Raw genomic sequence first — 18341 nt, 5'->3', positions numbered from 1 at the left:
AAGAAACGTTTTTACAAGCGTTGGACAGAAGAACTATACCGGATACAGCAACGCTTTGAAGGAATACTATGGGCGGTAACTCATATTAATTTCTAGCTAGTTCATGTTAACTGCGAACCTGTTGCCCCAAAAACAAAGATAAGTGCATTTCGCTAAGCCGAAATGCGCTCTTTCTATTAAGGAGCCGTTCGCTGGGGCGAACGGCTTTTCCATTTACACTCTTGAACTTGGGTTGTAGAGAGATGCTTCTCAGCTAGTACCGGTTAAATTTCTAATAGTTCATGTTAATGGCTAGCTAGCTCATGTTGACTCTTCCGCACTTCATGTTAACGCCTTGCTAAGTCATGTTAACTGCGATTTAGTTCATGTTAACGGGCGAAACTGTTGCCCCCAAATCAAAGATGGATGCATTTCGCTTGTCTGAGCAAGCAAAGCATTTGTGCACCAGAAGCTGATTGGCAATCAATCCAGTTCGCTTTTTTTACAGAGTAGAGGAAAATGTCTGCTGGCATCGAATAAAAGAAGTGGAAAGAAAAACAAACGTCAACGGCTTCGGAAAACAATAGAGAAAAACAGAAGTTGAACAAGCAGACCAAGGAGGAGAACGCGATGAAGCTTGAGATGATAAAGCATTCGGAGTGGGCGGATACCAAATTCACGCTGCATTTGATCTCACAGATTCTGGGGAAGATAAAACTGGAAACCGCGCAGCAAGAGCCGCAATGGGCGCATGTAACCTTGGCTGTCACACCTGAGGGCTTCTCAACCGGCTTATTGTTTCATGGCGATGAAACGTTTCAAATCGACTTGGACATCATCAACAGTCGAATTCAAATCAATGTGGACGGCGACAGTCAAAGCGTGCCACTGGAAACGTCAAAATCCATCAAAGACTATTTTGACGAGATTTTCCAAGCGTTGAACAGCCGGGGGATCATGCTGTCGATCAACCCGAAGCCGCAGGAAATGGCTTATAAAAAGATGTTGAACGAAGATGCGGCTCCCTTAACGTTCAACCAGAAGGATGCGCTAAGAGGGTTAAAACTTTTCCATTATGCGCTGCGGGAACAGCTGAAGTTTGTCGGCCCGATGCGCTGCCGGAAAGTGAAACCAGCGCTATTTTGGGGCACATTTGATGTATCGCTGCTGATTTTGCATGGCATCCCTGCAGCCTTTCCCATGGACAAAGTTATCGAAAAAGCTGCTTTTGATGAGCATATGCTGGAATACGGTTTCTGGCTAGGAGATGACAACGTCGATAAGCCGACATTTTTCGTGCTGCCTTATCCTTTTCTCTATAAAGAGCTCGATACATCCTCCTTGCAGCCTGCCGAAGCCTATTACGATCCAGAGAAGAGCGAATTTTTTCTGGACCTGGAAACGGCAGCCCGTTCCGCCGATCCGAGCCGGACGATCCAAGAATTTTTCCGAAGCTCTTTTGATATTCTAATCCAGGAACTCGATTGGCAAGGATGTGACTATTATTTCACTCCTCTGGACATGCCGAAGCAAGGTAAGCATGGGAAGCCGATTGACAGCTGATAGAGAACCATCGCTATTCTGATGGATCAACTGAAATCAAATCAAAAAAGCGCATCCTCCATTTGGAAGGGTGCGCTTTTACGTATCAATGGCCGGTTGATTTCCGCAATTTTTTTGCAGAAAATCTTCACCCGCCAAAAACGCGTGTATCATTTCAGTAATTCATCCATGCTTTCTCATAAACTTCGATCAAGTTCGGCCGGATCAGCGTATTGGGCTCGAGCTTAATCACTTCGCCATTGCTGTCTTCGATCACCGCGTCTTCGTCTTTGCCGAATGCCGTCAATGCCGGCAGCAGCTCAGTGGTCAAATATTCGGTGTCATCCATAATGGCAAGGCTTTCCACATCTATTCCAAAACGGGAAGCGAGCACGTAGCCCCAGCCCCCAAAGCTCGGGATGTCGGCGTGCAGGTTTTCGGTCTGAAGGCCGGTTGCCTCGATGGTCTTATCGATAGTCCAGTAGACTTGCGGTGCAAACACCGGGCTTGTCGCCTGGACCATCATGGCGCCGGCCGGATGCAAATGATTGCGGGCGAGTGAATAGAATTCCTGTGTGTAAAGTTTATTGAGTGATTCGTTGTTCGGGTCGGGCAAATCGATGATGATGACGTTATAAAAGCCTTCCGCAGATTCTAAAAAGCGGAACGCGTCTTCATTGAAGACATTCACTTTCGGGTCATCGAGCGAGTTTTCGTTGAGCTCCGTCAGCAAATGCTGATTTCTTGCGGCTTCGGTCATTTTGGGGTCGAGGTCGACCAAGTCGACACTTCCAAGATTTTCGTATTTCAGCAATTCACGGACCGCGAGACCGTCACCGCCGCCAAGTACGAGGACACGATCATGCCGTGCCGCCGCAGCCATTGGTGGGTGGACGAGAATTTCGTGATAGCGGTGTTCATCGGAAGAGCTGAATTGCAGCTGGCCGTCCAAGTAAAGCCGGGTATCGCCTTGCTGCTTCGTCAAAATGATTTTCTGGTACGACGTCTGCTCTGAGAAAATCACAGGGTCTTTGTAGAGCTGCTGCTCGAAATGAAACGCCGCCTGCTCTCCGAACAAAGCACCGAGTACAAGAATAGCTAAAAACAAAACGCCGAACGAAGCATGCAGTTTAAAGCGCTTCAATTCATGCTTGAAGCGGAAGACGATCCACAGGGCGACCGCCACGTTGATCAATGCTACGAGAAAAGCCGTTTTCACCAGCCCGAAATAAGGGCGCAGCAAAAACAGAAAAAGCAGCCCGCCGACAAGCCCGCCTGCATAATCGGAAAACAGTACCTTGGCAGCGCTTTTCTGGAGGGACACGCCAATTTCGCTCGCTTTGCGGATCAAAATCGGCAGCTCGACACCTGTCAGAGAACCGACAATCAGAATGACGCTGTACAAAAACAGCGAACTGGTGCCCGGCGGCAGGTAAGCCGTTACGCCGAACAGCAGCATTGCGGAAAATCCGCCGATGAGGCCGATAGAATATTCAATCCATACGAACGATGCAATCAAATGGCGGGTCATTTTCTCACTGAGGTAAGCGCCGATGCCCATTCCCGTTAAAAAAAGGGAGATGGTGAGTGTGTATTGCTTCACTCCATCTCCTAAAATGTATGAACCGAGCGCTCCGAACAGCACCTCGAAAATGATGCCGCAGATGGAGACGATCCCGGAGGCATAGTAAATCGCCCGGCTTTGCCGGACGGATTCTTGTTCAGTCAGCATTCAACACACCGCCTTACGTAATAGAAGCGCCGATGACGAACGCCAAACCGACTGAAACGGCAAACGAAATGATGCCGACTGAAGTGTTTCTTTCTTTTAATTGGGTTTCCACGGAAAAGCGGGGTGTCAGCAATTCGAACAGGAAATAAGCGACAAACTGGAGAAGCAACCCGAAAAGCCCCCAAGTGACAGTCTCGAGAATGGTGTCATTCTCCAAAATCGAGAAGGTCAAGATGACGCACGTACCGATGATTTTTCCGGCAATCGACAAAGCGACGGCCGTATTGTTTGCGTTGATTTCCTCCCAGTCCTTGTACTTTCTCGTCAATAGTTCAAAAATAACGAGGCCGACAAGGACGACAGCGATCGCTGCCAGGAAATATAAAAACGTCAGTAAGAATGAATTCACTAGTCAAGCTCCTTTGCTATGAGTTATTTTCCGACACCCGGTCCGCCTCCGCGGAATCCGGATCCACGCCCGCCCGTAGTAGATGATGGGATTGAACTGTATCCGCCGCCGCCAGAATAACATCCACCACGCGCGCAGCGAGTTGCTTGCGATTGGCTCCAGCCGGAACCGAACCTATTGCCGATGAACGCACCGAAAAACATACCGCTGAAAAAGCCGGGGTTGTAATGGTTGCGGACAAATTCATCTTCTGCCACTTCCACGAGGGTAGAGCCGGGATTGTCCGGGTCCTCTGTCAAAATGATGAATTCCTTGTCATAGACCATTACTTGACGGCCTTCCACTTTCTCGCCGACTTGTTCCGGCTCCTGGATGCCGCTCAATTCCGCTATGGTGCCTTCAATGTCTTTGTTGGACCGGTACATCATGGCGCGGCTGTTATCGCCGGCGTCGCTTTGGATCGCATTGACAAACGCATAATTGTCTTCCACGTAATCTTCCGCCTGTACGAGGCTGCCGCATGCCGATAAGAACAGGACGGCAGCCACAAGGCCCGTTAGCCAAGTTTTTTTAATCATCGTTTAAACACTCCATATGAACGGAAACGGCCCGCCCGCAAGCGGGCGGACCGCGGTTCGTTATTCTTTTCCAAACTGTTTTTTAATGGCTGCCAATTCGTCGTCCACGGCACTGCCTTTTTTCAGCGAATCGAATTCATCATCGAGCGTGCGTGAGCCTGCCCGCATATCTTCCGATGTCTCCGCTTCCGCTTCCAGGTGCATGACTTTTTCTTCCATGCGGTTGAACCCTTGGAGCGATTCGCCGCTGTCGACCGAACTCATCGTACGATTGATCTTAGTGCGCGTTTTCGCGGATTCCGCACGTGCTTTCAGCGAATCTTTCTTGATTTGCATTTCGTCGTATTCGCGTTTCATTTCGCCTAGTTTTTCGCGCAGCACCGTCGAGTCATTGGCTGCCCGTTCGTAAGCTTCTTTCATGGAGTTCGCCTGGACCACATGGTTCTGTTTGTCTTCAAGTGCACGGCGGGCCAAGTCTTCATTGCCGGCTTCCACAGCTTCTTCGGCCTGCTTCTGGCGTTTTGCGACCATGCTGCTGGCATCGTCGTATTTTTTCTTCAGGATCTTTTCGTTGGCAAGCTGTTTTGCGACAGCCGTTTCGGCATCCCGAATGTCCAAGCCCATGTCCCGCATAAACTGGTCGAGCATTTTTACCGGATCTTCTGCTTTATCAAGTGCTGCGTTAAGCTCGGATTCTACATACGTTCGTACACGACTGAAAAATTGAAACATATTCTCTCCTCCAATTTGTTTAGCTTGCTGCTAATATGGTGATTTCGTATTCTTCGATTTTGGAGCCTTTGCTGACTTCCACTTCGCCGCCCCATACTTCAACGGACAGGAAGATATCGCCGGATTCATCCAGGTATTCGTAATAGTCCATTTCCGCACCGTTGACGTTCTCGCTGCGGCCTTGGGAGGTGACGTACGCCCGGCCTTTCTCTTCCAAATGATACGTTTTGCCGTCATGCGTGATTTGCTTGGCTCCGGGTTCGAGCCCCGGAATCCGGAACTTTTCATACATGCCTACTTCAAGTTCATCGTCCATTTCCACGCTGAGCCAGGTGCTTTTGCCGCCAGACGTCAGCTGATAGGCATCCCACGTATAGCCGCTGTCGTCGTAATGGATTTTGCCGACGACTTCGTAATCAACAAGGTCATAAGTGACAAAATCTTTGACGCGCAAATTGCGCAGCGTCCGTTTTTCCACTTCCGGTGCCTGTTTTTCCTTCCCGCCGAATAAGCGGTTTAAAAACCCCATATGCTCACCTCTTTTAAAAATACGTTCCGTATTTGCAGAAGTTTCATTTTTTTGAATATACCAGATTGCCGCGGCAAATCAAAGCTGAATCTCTGCCAATGACAGGACGCTCCAAGTCAGCGGAACTGACACCAACTTTGCTTTTGTTTACCCTTTATAGAGTTTTACTAAGCCCGGCCAACACTATTGGGAATAAAAAAACTATAGCCACCTCTAATAGAACGGAAGTGAGCTATAGCTTAAGAAAAAAGGCTTGGAATCGCATCTCTGAAATGTATGGTTTCATGAGAGAGGGACAAGTGGTTTATTACTAGGAATCATATTATTATGGTATTTTAAATAGAGCAGAGTAGAAGCGTGATACATATGAGTGTGTAAACTCTCGGGTTTTTTTGTTCCAGAGGCACCAAAAAAATGAAGGGGGATGCTTCTTATGTCAGCAGATAAGGAAACTCAAATCGTTGATGACATCATGGATCAAATCGTTTCAAAGAAACTTAAATACGGGGAGAAATTTCCGTCTGAAAATGAACTTGCAGAAAAATACCGGGTCCCAAGAATGACGGTAAGGAATGCACTTACCAAGTTAGAAGAACGGGGATACATTTATTCGAAGCAAGGCAAGGGGCGTTATCTAAAAGAGGCATCGATTCAAATTCACTTGAATTTGACGGGCAAAACAAGCTTTACAGATAAGATGAAGCAATCAGGTTACGATTTAAAAACGCATAATATATACTGTGAAAAAATTCGTTTCAACGAAGGGATATATCAAAGTTTAAACGCTAAAGAAGATGACGATGTCTATAAAATTGGAAGGTTGCGTTATATCAATGGTGAGCCGATCGCCATACATAATTCATTTGTAAATGCAGCGATGCTTCCTGAAATCATGGAAGACGGCCATGAAATAGAGTCGATGTTTGCCTACTACCGAAAGCTTGGCTACTCGGAATTTTCGAGTAAAAAAAGCATGTTAAGTATAACGTTCCCTACTTCCTACGAGCAGCAACTATTTTCATGCAAAAGCATGGTGCCCCTCATTATTGTAGAAAGTGATTGCATAGATGTAAGCTCAGGAAAAGTGCTGGAACATACGAAAATACTGTACCGCAGCGATAAGTTTAAATATGATTTAACGATGGATTAACGATAGATTAAGGAACAAACAGGTAAAGGATTAAAACTCCTTTGCCTGTTTTTTTTTTGGCCGGATTGTGAAGAAGGTTTACGATTTCTTAACGGTTACGTAAAACACGCGAACTTGGCGACAAGTTACGATGAGTTTTGTAAAGGAGGATGCATCGAATATGAAAAGACGCAGAAGAACCGAGATTCTCATTCAAGGTGATTGCAGTTTGGCTAAAAATTTTGTAAAAACGATTGTCGATCGTTATGAGTGTCGGGAAATCGTTGCTCCACAATATGGCTTAACAATGATTAAGATGCGTGAATCTGCAAAGAATTCCTTATTCTATATCGGAGAAGTCCTCGTGACCGAAGCCAAAGTGGAAATTGAGAAACGCATCGGTATCGGCATTGTTGTTGGTATGCAAGATGAACTGGCCAAAAATTTAGCAATTATTGATGCAGCCTATAAAGCTGACTTACCGGAAACCTCTGGTTGGAAAGCGGAGCTGATAAAAGAGGAACACATGATTCTAAAACAGCGAGCGAAAGAGCAAGCGGAACTTTTTGAAACGAAAGTCCGTTTTGAAACAATGGAAGTTTAAGGCGATCCAAACAAACTAAATTTACAGGAGAGATAGTATGGCTATTGATCAAGTACATGATTTGCAGCAGGTTTTTAGAAAAATATTGCATAGTATGTCACGGCCAGGCACAATTTCGTCCATCCAAAAAAATGCTGAAAGAGTCGATTACCATCTTCCTTGTTATGAAGCCACACTGCTGAGTGCGATGACGCTGCTGGATGCAGAGGTTACATTCCATATCCTTTCAGAAAACCGACAAGACTTAATAGAACAAATTTCAAATTATACATTAGCCAGATTTGCCCCGATTGACAAAGCGGACTTTGTCATTGTATTGCGTGAAGATACTGAAGCGGCAATCCAAGAGGCATTAAAACAATGTAAAGATGGCAATCTTATTGATCCCCAGCAATCATCAACATGGATTATTGAAAGTTCACTTTTATCAAATAAAAATGAACTGACTTTAACCGGACCAGGGGTTCAACACACAGCACAGCTCGATACGAGTTTTAGCACCGCTTTATGGCAAGCCAGAAATGAACGGACAAAGGAATATCCGATAGGCATAGATTTAATCTTTACAGATGAAGCATCACAAATTGTCTGCATTCCTAGGACAACCTCAGTAAAACTTATGGGGGTGAACTAAATGGGGTATGTTCCGGTAAAAGGCGGCACTGAGGCAATTGAAGCTTCTATAAAAAGACTGAAGTACGAACGTTTAAAAGGCAATGAAATAATTGCGGTTGATACGATCATGTCCACCATGCGTGGCATGGTAGACCAAGTGATGTCCGAAAGCAGCTTGTATTCGCCTTACCTGGCTGCATTGTCTATCAAGCAAGCGGAAGGAAGCATGGAGGAAGCCGTTTTCTTGATGCGTGCACACCGTTCCACATTGCCGCGCAATTATTATAGCCAGACAGTTGAAACAGGAACCATGCTGGTTGAGCGACGTATTTCAGCAAGTTTCAAAGATATTCCAGGAGGGCAGTTGTTAGGTCCGACCTACGACTACACGCATAGATTACTGGATTTTAACCTGGTAGAAGAAAACGCAGCAAAAAATCAGCAATGGCTCCAAAATTATAAGCAAGAATTACAGCATATCGAACCTTCCGAGGGAGTACAGTACTTCCCGAAGGTAGTAGAGCATTTGCGTGAAGAAGGCTTGTTTGAAAAATACGAGGCAGACAATACTCCTCCAATAGATATTACAAAACAAAATTTGGATTTCCCGACAAGCCGCAGCGCCAGACTGCAAGTGTTGACACGCGGACAAACAGGAGCTGTCACCTCTCTGGGCTATGCCTCGCTAAGAGGATACGGGCAAGTCCATCCGACAGTCGGTGAAGTGCGAGTAGGCGCTGTACCTATTTACGTCGAGCATCCAAACGAAATTGAGCACGACGCTGAAGATGAGTTCTATATCGGAGAAATAAAAGTGACGGAAGTGGAATCTTTTGTTCCAGTCAAAGTGAAAAATGAAAGCAACGAAGATGAACTGGAGTTTGAAATCGGGTACGGCATTTGTTATGGCCAAAACGAAACGAAAGCAATTGCGATGAGCATCCTGGATCAATGCCTAGAGCATACAAATTCCGATTTTCCAACGCATGATGAAGAATTCGTTTTGCTGCACATCGATTCTGTGGAATCTACCGGCTTCATTTCCCATTTGAAATTACCGCATTACGTAACATTCCAATCAAAATTGGACAGTATCCGTCAAGTGAAGAAAGGAGTGCGGGAAAATGAAGGCTGAGACGCATTTTGCATTCTTTGACGAAGGTTCAAAAAAAGAAATTCGCCGTGCCATCATGAAAGCTGTAGCAATACCAGGCTATCAAGTGCCATTTGCGTCGAGAGAAATGCCGATTGCCCGAGGATGGGGAACTGGCGGATTGCAAATCACCCTTTCGATTATAGGGAAATCCGATGTACTGAAAGTCATAGACCAAGGTGCGGACGAGTCCGTGAATGCTGTCAGCATCAAAAAACTGGTTCATGAAACCACGGGCGTTGAACTTACAGATCTCACGGAAGATGCCGATATTATTCAATCACGACACCGCATACCGGAAATTGCGTTAACAAAAGAACAAATTTTTGTCTTGCAAGTTCCGATGCCAGAGCCACTTCGCGGCGTGGAAGCAAGAGAATATATAACGAAGAGAATGCATTCAGAAGATGATTATAGTGGTGCATGGTTAATGTTATTCGAACAGATTATGAAATTCGGGAAAACTGCGACTGCCGCGGATCACCCTGTATATGTGAATCATCGATATGTAATGGCGCCTAGTCCGATTCCACGTTTTGACAACCCGAAAATGCACCAATCCGATGCCTTGATCCTGCTCGGCGCTGGAAGGGAAAAGAAAATCTATGCCGTTCCACCTTATACAAATGTAGAGTCATTGGCATTTGATGATTATCCATTTACAGTGGAATCGTTTGAAGGTGTGCATTGCCACTTATGCAGCGCGGCGGATGTATTTTTGGACGAACTGATTGATCACATAACCGGAGAAACGATCTACCAATGCAACGATACGAGTTATTGTATGGAACGGATGAACGACAACGTGAATGAGAAAGAGGAAGCTGAGGTGAAAGGCAGCTATGCATGAGGAACCGGTATTGCAAGTAAGGAACTTACGGAAGCAATTTGGTCCGGGTTGCCGTGAATGTGGGCAAATAGATAAACGGCAATTAGAGAAAAACTACTGTATAAACTGCGGAACCGTATATGCTTGCCAAGACATTTCATTGGATTTATATCCAGGAGAAATTTTAGGGATTGTCGGGGAAAGCGGAAGTGGCAAGTCCACGCTGATGCAATGTTTGTACTTCGATGCAGAAGTCTCATCCGGCGAAGCTTATATCAAAGATCCAACACTAGAAGGCAAGAATGTTTTTGACTTATCGACGCAGCAAAAACGGTTTATCCGTAATCATAGTTATGGCATGGTTTATCAAAATCCGGTGCATGGCTTGAAAATGAACTTTTCTTCTGTCGGGAATATTGCAGAAAAACTGATTGCAGCTGGCAACCGCAACGTAAGGGATATGGAAGCTACGAGCAAAAAGTTGTTAGAAAGTGTGCATATCCCCTTGCATCGCATGAAAGAAGAGCCCCGCAATTTTTCTGGAGGGATGCAGCAGCGGGTCCAAATTGCCAAAGCGCTGTCTAATAATCCGCCAGTTTTGTTTTTGGATGAAGTAACAACCGGATTGGATTTGTCGGTACAAGCAAATGTTTTGGATTTAATCAAAACCATTCAACGAGAATTAGGCATCAGCATGCTCGTCGTGTCCCATGATTTGGCAGTTATTAGAATGCTGGCAGACCGTACGGTGGTCATGCTGAATGGCGCCATCATTGAAGAAGGGTTGACGGATCAGATTTTGGAAGATCCACAACATGAATATACGCAGCAATTAGTCTACTCATTATTATAGGGGGAACAGCCACCGTGTACATTATTCATAATGGGAAAATCATAACAGAAGAAGCAATACTTGAAGGGCACGCTGTTGTTATTGAAGGAGAAACGATCCAAGAGATTATTCCTCAAAAAGATATCGTCCATTTCGAAGATGCTCAGTTGATCGATGCGCGGGGCGGCTTTATTTCTCCGGGGTTTATAGACATCCATTCCGATTATATTGAAACGATTGCTTCCCCCCGTCCGACTAGCATGATGGATTTCAACATAAGCTTAAGAGAGGCGGAAAAAATATTAATCGGCCATGGGATAACGACGATGTTCCATTCCCTGTCTTTTTACCGGGAAGATGTTTTTACGCACAAACCGATGCGGAATCCGCATAATATCCAGCGCATGGTAGATGCCATTGACGCTACCCATCATCAGTTGCATCTCATTCGCCACCGTTTGCATGCACGTTTCGAAATTGACAATATTGATGAAGTTGATCAACTTGTTAAAAATATCGAAGACGACAAAGTGCATTTGCTGTCCTTTATGGACCATACACCGGGACAAGGGCAATACCGCAACTTGGAAGTCTACCGGGAAACATTAAAAGGATACCGCAATATCACGGATGACGCTGTGAACGTAATAATCGCGGAACGCCAGAGTACAGAGTTTTTAACGATCGAAAAAATCAAAGAAGTGGCCGACATCGCTTTGGCTAAAGGCATTGCGATAGCTTCACACGACGATGACAACCTACAGAAATTGGATCTGGTGAAAACATTTGGAACGACAATCAGTGAATTCCCCATCACGCTTGATGTGGCATTAAAAGCAAAAGAGCTTGGGTTGTATACAATTGCTGGAGCTCCCAATGTGCTGCTTGGCGGTTCGCACTCCGGAAATTTATCAGCTGCAGAAGCCATTGGACACGATTGCGTGGATATTCTTTGCAGTGATTATTATCCGGCCGCACTTTTGCATGCCATATTCGATCTGCATGAAAAACACGACAATGATTTGCACAAAATGTTTATGATGGTCACCCTTAATCCAGCAAAAGCAGTACGCATGGATGATGAATTGGGATCGATCAAAAGAGGGAAGAAAGCCGACATTCTTGTTATTGAAAGAATGGATGACGGGTATCCGATGCTGACTGCCACAATGGTGAATGGTGCATTGATCACCACGACGAATTACCGAACGAAATAGTAGAGCGAGGAGGCAGTGACATGGCGATGCTGGAAATAACCGATTTTGGCAAGCGATTTACTATTCATCATTTAAGCAAAACGATGCCTGCAACGGAACATATTAATTTCACGTTGGACGCAGGGGAATTCATTGGCATTGTAGGTAAAAGCGGCAGCGGGAAATCCACCATTTTGAAAAGTATTTACCGTACGTATCTGCCGGATTCAGGAAAGCTGCTTTACGACTCAGGCCGATTTGGAATCATTGATTTGGCGAAAGTGACGGAAAGGCAAATGCTGTATTTGCGCAAATATGAAATAGGCTATGTGTCGCAATTTTTGAATGTGATGCCGAGAACAACTTGCCGGCAGCTCGTGACCAATGCATTGCTGGAAATGGGTGAGTCAGAGGAAGTGGCACGAGTGGAAGCGGAAAGAGCATTAACGCATTTTGAACTCGATTCGAAGTTATGGGACAGCTATCCCAATACATTTTCCGGCGGTGAAAAATTACGCTTGAATATCGCTATGGCGACAGTGAAAAAACCACGGTTATTACTACTTGATGAACCGACTGCAAGTTTGGATCACCAATCGAAAGAGAAAGTCCGCCAAATCATTGAGAAATTGAAAAACAACGGAACAACATTGGTTGGCATTTTCCATGATATCGAGTTTATGGAAGGACTTTGCGACAAGGTATTCGATATGCAGACAAGGCAGCTGACAACCGCAAAAGAAACAGCAGTTTTATGAGAGCCGATTTGCATGTCCACAGCCGCTACTCAGATGGTTCTGATTGTGCGGAAGCAGTGATTAAGAAGGCCCGTGATAATGGAGTGGCTCAACTAAGTTTTGTTGAACATGATACGGTCGAAGAATTTTTGGAACTCACTAGGCTCGGTGAAAAATATGGAATTGAACTTGTTCCGGGGATTGAAATTTCGGCGTATGACTTTAAGCGGGACCGTAAAGTACATGTGCTCGGGTATAATTTCCATTCAAATGCCGTGCACATGAAGTCAATATGCGAGCCTCTGCTGAAACGGAGACAGGAACATTCACTAGAGCAAATCGAGAAGCTTCAAGCCGCAGGATATGCGCTGGATTTAGCAGCGATTGTTGAACTTGCGAAGCCGTCTAAGACGATTTACAAACAACATATTATGAAGTCTTTGACGGATGCCGCCTATACTTCACCTGAATATAAGCGATTGTATAAAAGCTTGTTTAAAGGAGATGGCGTTGCTTCGGGGGATGTTCGCTACATCGATGCATTCGATGCGGTCCGGGCGATTAAAGCAGACGGAGGAGTTGCTGTCGTGGCTCATCCAGGCCAGTTGGATTCCTATGACATGATTCCGGAACTGGTGGAAGCCGGATTAAGCGGGATTGAACGGAATCATATGGATCATACAGTGGAGGACCACCACCGGGTGGAAGCGTTGGCAGAAAAATATAACCTGGTGATGACGGGCGGATCCGATTATCACGGTTCATTTGGAGCGGCGGTTAACGTGGGGGACATTGTAAGCCCCACCCAGCTAAAAGGTGTTAATAACGTTAAGAGTCTGTGCTAATCGTGTAAATATACACTTTGCTTATAGAATACATGATTCAATGAAACTGATTAAGGACCTTGAACGGCCAATTTAGTTAGGAAAAGGGGAGTAAAAATAATGAAGAAAAATTTGTCTGTCATCACTTTGTCTTTAGCAGCAGCCTTTATGTTGTCTGCATGTTCAGAAGGAGCTGCAGGGGCTGGGAAAACAGAAGTGGATGATGTGATCAAAATCGTTTGGTATCCCAATGAATCCGGTACAGACATGAAATCTTCACGTGAAGAAATTGGCAAAGTCATTACAGAAACAACAGGCAAAGAAGTAGAACATCAGTTAACGACGGATTATGCAATCGCTATCGAAACATTAGTAAACAACAATGCAGACCTAGCATTTATGGGAGCACAAGGTTATATCGAAGCGAACGAAGGCAACGAAGTAATCGAACCTTTAGTTGTTCCTACTGGCGAATCAGGCACCTTGGATGATGCAATGTATCACAGCTGGTTAGCTGTAAATAAGGACGATCAAGAAAACTTTAAGGTGGACGGCGAATTTTCACTTGATGCGATTGAAAAGAAAAAGATGTCCTTCGTATCAAACAGCTCAACCTCAGGGTTTGTTGTACCCGCGTCAACGATTATCGGACATTATGCAGAAAAGCCGGGCTTTGAAGACTTAAGCCAGGAAGATTTAATGCAAGGCGGAGCGCTTTTCTCTCAAGTCCTATTCGGTAATTCTCATCAAGGTTCTGCGGTTAATTTATTGAGCGGCGCTGCGGAGGTTGCTGCATTCTGTGACACTTGTGTTGAAAGCTATGTGGAAGTAGCTGAAGGTGACAAAAACACGGTCGGTTCCGTCTATAAAGTAAAAGAAGATGCCGCTGAGCCTTTTAACTCGGTGACCGGCAGTGAATTTACATTGATGGGTGTAACGCCAGTATTAAACGCACCGTTCGTTGCGAATACAGATGTACTGGGACAAGAAGATTTTGATCTCCTGCAAGAATTATTTGTTTCAGATGACATTGCGAATAATGAAAAAATCTTTGTCCCGGAAGATTCAGGAGAGTCAGGATTGTTCTTTAAATCAGGCAAGGAAAGATTTTCAGTAGTGGAAGACGCATGGTTCGATCCAATCCGAGAGCTATCAAACAACTAACATCAACTGCCAAAGTGAAAAATTAGAGCATGCATTTTTCAACATGCATGCTTTAAGTTTGTAAATACGCGCTAAAAAAGGAGCCGATAAACATGTCCTTATTAACAGTTGAAGAACTCGGTAAAACATACAATTCGGAAACGAAAGTATTAAATAACGTTAGTTTTAAAGTGGAGGCCGGTGAATTCGTTTCAGTTATTGGTCCATCTGGTGCCGGCAAATCCACGCTCTTGCGCTGCATCAATCGAATGGTTGAAATCGATGAAGGCAAAGTCCATTTTGACCATTCGGACGTAGGCAGTCTGAATAAAAAAGATTTACGGTTATTGCGCACGAACATCGGCATGATCTTCCAGCATTATAACTTGGTGCCCCGTTTATCCGTTATTGAAAATGTACTGCACGGGCGTCTTGGTTATAAAACAACGCTCCAAGGCGTATTAGGGAAATTTACGGAATTGGAGAAAGAACAAGCGTTTTTCCTGCTAAAGAAATTAGGCATAGAAGAACATGCGTATAAACGCTGCGATCAGTTAAGCGGGGGGCAGCAGCAACGCGTTGGCATTGCGCGTTCGCTTATCCAGGAACCGAAAATCATTCTATGCGATGAGCCGATTGCTTCGCTTGATCCGAACGCTTCCAAAGTTATCATGGACCATTTGAAATCCATTACGTTGGAGCTTAATATTACGTGCATCGTCAACTTGCATCAAGTAGAAATGGCCCGCAGCTATTCCGATCGGATTATTGGTTTGAAAAAAGGTGAAGTCGTATTTGATGGGCCGAGCCACAGGCTTGGGGCTGAAAATATTGACAATATTTATGGCACAGAAACGAGAGAGACCCGAAAGTTAATTACGGTGTGAGGAGCAAAACCGAATGAATGAAAAAGTGATGCGAAGCCAACGTAAAAAGCAGACGGTAATTATCTCTGTCATTATTATCGTATTGACGTATTTATCAGCAGACATAACAAACTTTAATATCCTGCATGGAATGGCCACCTTGCCTGAAGCGATCGTGTGGATTTTTTCCAATTTGTTTATCACACAGGAATCACTGGAAAAATTACCAACGATTTTGGAAGAATTAATCGAAACCGTCCTGATGTCCATTGCCGCCACGACGACAGCGACAATTGTCGCTATCTTTCTGGGCTTAATGGGATCTAAAACCACAGGAAGCAACAGTGCAATGGGCGTCTTTGCCCGTTTCATCGCTTCTGTTTCAAGGAATATCCCCGTGGTTGCCTGGGCTTTGATTTTGCTGCTTTCTTTTGGACAAAATTCAGTGACAGGGTATCTGGCATTATTCGTCGGTTCCGTCGGATTCTTAACGAGGGCGTTTATAGAATCCATAGATGAAGCAAGCCTGAGCGCAGTTGAAGCATTAAGAGCAACAGGTGCAACATACTTTCAAATTGTCTATAAAGCGGTCATTCCCCAATGTTTGCCGCAGATGATCAGCTGGATCTTGTTTATGATTGAAACGAATATTCGAAATGCGACATTGGTGGGGATCTTAACAGGGACAGGAATTGGATTCGCATTCGATTTGTATTACAAAACGCTGAACTATAACGCTGTCGCGCTTGTTACATTCAGTATCGTCATCGCCGTGATCATGATCGAACTAATTTCAAACCATATTCGGAAGGTGATTCTATAATGGAAGCAACAACGTACAAAAAAAGGACGCGTGACGGCCGAATTACGATTAAATCGGGCAACAAAGCGGAACGCGTAATGAGCGGGACGCTGGCGGTGCTGACTGCACTCACCATCATGGCCTTTCTCTTCTTCGACTATACGGGGCTGGATTTAGGGAAAGCGATTCCGGCCACCGTCTATAACTTGAAAACGATGTTCCTGGAACCTGCACTCAGCCATTTTGGTTGGGGAGAAGCTTTTTACCAAGTCGGCATTACGCTCGGTTTAGCTTTTCTGTCAACGATTTTAGGAGCAGTCGTTGCCTTTTTTTTAGCGTTGATGGCCGCAACGAACCTTTCGAAAGTATGGGTATCAAAAACGATTCGAATCGTGGTTGCCTTTATACGTGCTGTTCCTACCGTGTTATGGGTCTTAATCTTTGCGATTGCAGCTGGTTTAGGAAGTGAAGCAGCTGTGCTCGGGATGCTATTCCACTCGATTGCCTATTTAGTGAAAGCATTTTCCGAGTCTTTTGAGGAAGTCGATAAAGGCATACTGGAGGCGCTGCGTGCAACCGGGGCCAGCTGGTGGCATATCGTGACACATGCAGTCTTGCCGTCGACCTTCACTTATTTGTTATCTTGGACGTTCCTGCGTTTTGAAATCAACTTTGCCGTAGCGGTTGCTATGGGAGCGGCAGCTGGTGCAGGCGGGATCGGATTTGAACTGTTCATGGCATCAGGCTTTTACTTCGATTTGAGGGAAGTCGGATTCATCACGTATATGATCCTTATTCTGGCGATTGTTCTAGAAATCTTGTCAACCCGGTTAAAAAATCGCTACTTCCCAGCTTCTTCGGCTAATTGAGAAGCATAAATAGAGTGAGAAGAAGTGTACGATGAAAACCACCAAGGGCTTTTCCAGTTGAAAAGGAAAGCCTTTTTTCATGTTCTCGTTTTCCTTGTTCAAAAAATTACCCTTTGCAAAGTGTTTGAATTGAGTGAAGCCACATTGATCACGAATGAGTTTATCGAAAGCTTTGAAAACAAATTGAAATACTTGATTGCTGATTGATCGAACGGAATTCGTAGAAGGTATTTGGAGAACAGCAAAAATAGAGAAGGCAGCCATACCGGCGCTTTCCTATTTTTGATCTTTAAATCATATCTTCTTAAAAAGCTGTTCTTTCCGTATAAAACAAATCATGTAAAGCAGCACATTCAACGCACATAAGAAAAACAAGATGAAAAACATATAAAAAATGACTTCGTCTCCGCCTGGGTAAATGCCATCTGACAAATACCCCGCAATCAGCCCATTCGTAACCGACACGACCATCGCGGTCACAACGAACAAGCCAATCGTAAAGCCGTTCACCAGCTCGTAGCGGTTGAAAGGACGGACCGTCAACGTCAGCAACAGCAGCAAGCAGACAATAAAGAACACAAAAATAAAGCGAATGAAAAAATATATTTCCAAGCCAGCCAACACGAACTCCTCCTATCCGTTACTCGCTGTTTCTGAAATCATAGGTTTCCTGCGGGACGTTCAACTTGCGCCCGTTAATCTCCACCGTATCGTTATCGACCCAAAGGATCGTTGCCGAATCTTCCCGGTCCCTCCAGTAGATGGTCTTTTCTTTTCCATCTTCATCATTAAAAACCAATTCGCCCCGAACCGCATAAGCCACTGTCGCTCCGCCATTCGTCACATAGGCGCGGACGGTATACGTACCGTCGGGCGACACAGTTTGGGTTAGAAATTCCCCTTCAGGCAAACGCTCCATATCGAAGAACGCCCAGTAGACGCCATAGTCCAGAGTGCAGCCACAACAAATAAAACGCCAAGAGCGATGAACAAAGCTTTTCTCATAGCCAACACCTCTTTACATACAACGGAAATAAGTGGGAAAAGTTCTGCATATTTAGCTGGAAACGAAATTTTCAATGCTGAAGCTTTCAGATGAAAAACGATTGTCCAAATCATCTATGGTAAAATTATGGGCATTGAAAATAGCCCAGTGAAGAGACTGAGCTATTAAGCCACTATGGAGAATCAAAGGAGTAACTAAGTCGATGCGCGATTATCGTGTAAAGCTTCTGGGAGCC

22 protein-coding genes are annotated in these 18341 nt (G+C 44.9%); 15 read left to right on the top strand and 7 right to left on the bottom strand.

The genetic code is table 11. The features are described 5' to 3' along the window. Window positions 1-609: 609 nt before the first annotated feature. The gene (locus tag AC4EHB_RS12160) at window positions 610-1542 is read left to right on the top strand and encodes a DUF5996 family protein (protein ID WP_490981677.1); all 933 of its coding nucleotides are present in this window, start codon (window positions 610-612) and stop codon (window positions 1540-1542) included. A gap of 154 nt (window positions 1543-1696) precedes the next feature. Here the strand turns inward: AC4EHB_RS12160 and AC4EHB_RS12155 are convergent, their stop codons facing one another. Genes AC4EHB_RS12155 through AC4EHB_RS12135 form a run of 5 tightly spaced genes read right to left on the bottom strand, consistent with a single transcriptional unit; the run spans window position 1697 to window position 5501 of the window. Beyond that, window positions 1697-3250, bottom strand: a complete 1554-nt coding sequence (locus AC4EHB_RS12155) for a polyamine aminopropyltransferase (RefSeq protein ID WP_490981759.1) — start codon at window positions 3248-3250, stop codon at window positions 1697-1699. A gap of 16 nt (window positions 3251-3266) precedes the next feature. Then, complete coding sequence (locus tag AC4EHB_RS12150) at window positions 3267-3662, bottom strand: DUF350 domain-containing protein (protein ID WP_490975794.1); 396 nt, start codon at window positions 3660-3662, stop codon at window positions 3267-3269. Window positions 3663-3685: 23 nt separating this feature from the next. Then, complete coding sequence (locus AC4EHB_RS12145) at window positions 3686-4240, bottom strand: DUF4247 domain-containing protein (protein WP_490981676.1); 555 nt, start codon at window positions 4238-4240, stop codon at window positions 3686-3688. A 60-nt stretch (window positions 4241-4300) separates the two neighbouring features. Beyond that, window positions 4301-4972 carry a PspA/IM30 family protein gene (locus AC4EHB_RS12140; RefSeq protein WP_490975796.1) on the bottom strand — a complete coding sequence of 224 codons (672 nt, stop codon included), beginning with the start codon at window positions 4970-4972 and terminating at the stop codon, window positions 4301-4303. A gap of 19 nt (window positions 4973-4991) precedes the next feature. Then, the gene (locus tag AC4EHB_RS12135; protein ID WP_490981675.1) at window positions 4992-5501 is read right to left on the bottom strand and encodes a DUF4178 domain-containing protein; all 510 of its coding nucleotides are present in this window, start codon (window positions 5499-5501) and stop codon (window positions 4992-4994) included. A 433-nt stretch (window positions 5502-5934) separates the two neighbouring features. Between AC4EHB_RS12135 and AC4EHB_RS12130 the strand changes: the two genes are divergently transcribed. From AC4EHB_RS12130 to AC4EHB_RS12065, 14 genes are all read left to right on the top strand, one after another. Next, window positions 5935-6651 (top strand): GntR family transcriptional regulator, encoded by a 717-nt coding sequence (locus tag AC4EHB_RS12130; protein WP_490981674.1) that lies wholly within the window; start codon window positions 5935-5937, stop codon window positions 6649-6651. A 160-nt stretch (window positions 6652-6811) separates the two neighbouring features. Further along, window positions 6812-7234, top strand: coding sequence for a phosphonate C-P lyase system protein PhnG (gene phnG / locus AC4EHB_RS12125; RefSeq protein WP_490981673.1), 423 nt, complete (start codon window positions 6812-6814; stop codon window positions 7232-7234). Between the two features lie 37 nt (window positions 7235-7271). Continuing rightward, window positions 7272-7868 (top strand): phosphonate C-P lyase system protein PhnH, encoded by a 597-nt coding sequence (gene phnH / locus AC4EHB_RS12120; protein WP_490975800.1) that lies wholly within the window; start codon window positions 7272-7274, stop codon window positions 7866-7868. After that, window positions 7869-8984, top strand: coding sequence for a carbon-phosphorus lyase complex subunit PhnI (locus tag AC4EHB_RS12115; RefSeq protein ID WP_490981672.1), 1116 nt, complete (start codon window positions 7869-7871; stop codon window positions 8982-8984). It begins immediately after the preceding gene. Further along, window positions 8974-9852 carry an alpha-D-ribose 1-methylphosphonate 5-phosphate C-P-lyase PhnJ gene (locus tag AC4EHB_RS12110; RefSeq protein WP_490981671.1) on the top strand — a complete coding sequence of 293 codons (879 nt, stop codon included), beginning with the start codon at window positions 8974-8976 and terminating at the stop codon, window positions 9850-9852. The genes AC4EHB_RS12115 and AC4EHB_RS12110 overlap by 11 nt, the downstream gene beginning before the upstream one ends. Continuing rightward, entirely contained in the window at window positions 9845-10684 is an 840-nt protein-coding gene (locus AC4EHB_RS12105) for an ATP-binding cassette domain-containing protein (protein WP_490981670.1), read from the top strand. The genes AC4EHB_RS12110 and AC4EHB_RS12105 overlap by 8 nt, the downstream gene beginning before the upstream one ends. 14 nt (window positions 10685-10698) lie before the next feature. Beyond that, on the top strand, window positions 10699-11880 hold the full coding sequence (gene phnM, locus AC4EHB_RS12100; protein WP_490981669.1) for a phosphonate metabolism protein PhnM: 1182 nt from the start codon (window positions 10699-10701) through the stop codon (window positions 11878-11880). A gap of 20 nt (window positions 11881-11900) precedes the next feature. Then, a complete protein-coding gene (phnL, locus tag AC4EHB_RS12095; protein WP_490981668.1) occupies window positions 11901-12617 on the top strand; it encodes a phosphonate C-P lyase system protein PhnL in 717 nt (238 codons plus the stop codon). Next, window positions 12614-13441, top strand: coding sequence for a PHP domain-containing protein (locus AC4EHB_RS12090; protein WP_490981667.1), 828 nt, complete (start codon window positions 12614-12616; stop codon window positions 13439-13441). The genes phnL and AC4EHB_RS12090 overlap by 4 nt, the downstream gene beginning before the upstream one ends. 99 nt (window positions 13442-13540) lie before the next feature. Then, a complete protein-coding gene (locus AC4EHB_RS12085) occupies window positions 13541-14584 on the top strand; it encodes a PhnD/SsuA/transferrin family substrate-binding protein (RefSeq protein WP_490981666.1) in 1044 nt (347 codons plus the stop codon). A 92-nt stretch (window positions 14585-14676) separates the two neighbouring features. Next, complete coding sequence (gene phnC / locus AC4EHB_RS12080; RefSeq protein WP_490981665.1) at window positions 14677-15450, top strand: phosphonate ABC transporter ATP-binding protein; 774 nt, start codon at window positions 14677-14679, stop codon at window positions 15448-15450. A gap of 13 nt (window positions 15451-15463) precedes the next feature. After that, on the top strand, window positions 15464-16252 hold the full coding sequence (gene phnE, locus AC4EHB_RS12075; RefSeq protein WP_490981664.1) for a phosphonate ABC transporter, permease protein PhnE: 789 nt from the start codon (window positions 15464-15466) through the stop codon (window positions 16250-16252). Then, on the top strand, window positions 16252-17100 hold the full coding sequence (locus tag AC4EHB_RS12070; protein ID WP_490981663.1) for an ABC transporter permease subunit: 849 nt from the start codon (window positions 16252-16254) through the stop codon (window positions 17098-17100). Before phnE ends, AC4EHB_RS12070 begins: the two co-directional genes overlap by 1 nt. Window positions 17101-17124: 24 nt before the next feature. Next, the gene (locus AC4EHB_RS12065; protein ID WP_490981662.1) at window positions 17125-17307 is read left to right on the top strand and encodes a hypothetical protein; all 183 of its coding nucleotides are present in this window, start codon (window positions 17125-17127) and stop codon (window positions 17305-17307) included. 87 nt (window positions 17308-17394) lie between these two features. On the opposite strand, the gene AC4EHB_RS12060 is transcribed toward AC4EHB_RS12065, so the two are convergent. Next, complete coding sequence (locus AC4EHB_RS12060; protein WP_490981661.1) at window positions 17395-17721, bottom strand: hypothetical protein; 327 nt, start codon at window positions 17719-17721, stop codon at window positions 17395-17397. A gap of 19 nt (window positions 17722-17740) precedes the next feature. Beyond that, window positions 17741-18019, bottom strand: a complete 279-nt coding sequence (locus AC4EHB_RS12055) for a DUF5412 family protein (RefSeq protein ID WP_490981660.1) — start codon at window positions 18017-18019, stop codon at window positions 17741-17743. Window positions 18020-18341: the final 322 nt, after the last annotated feature.

The organism is Planococcus sp. TJ-302 (assembly GCF_058268455.1).
This window is presented reverse-complemented; position numbering and strand designations above follow the sequence as displayed.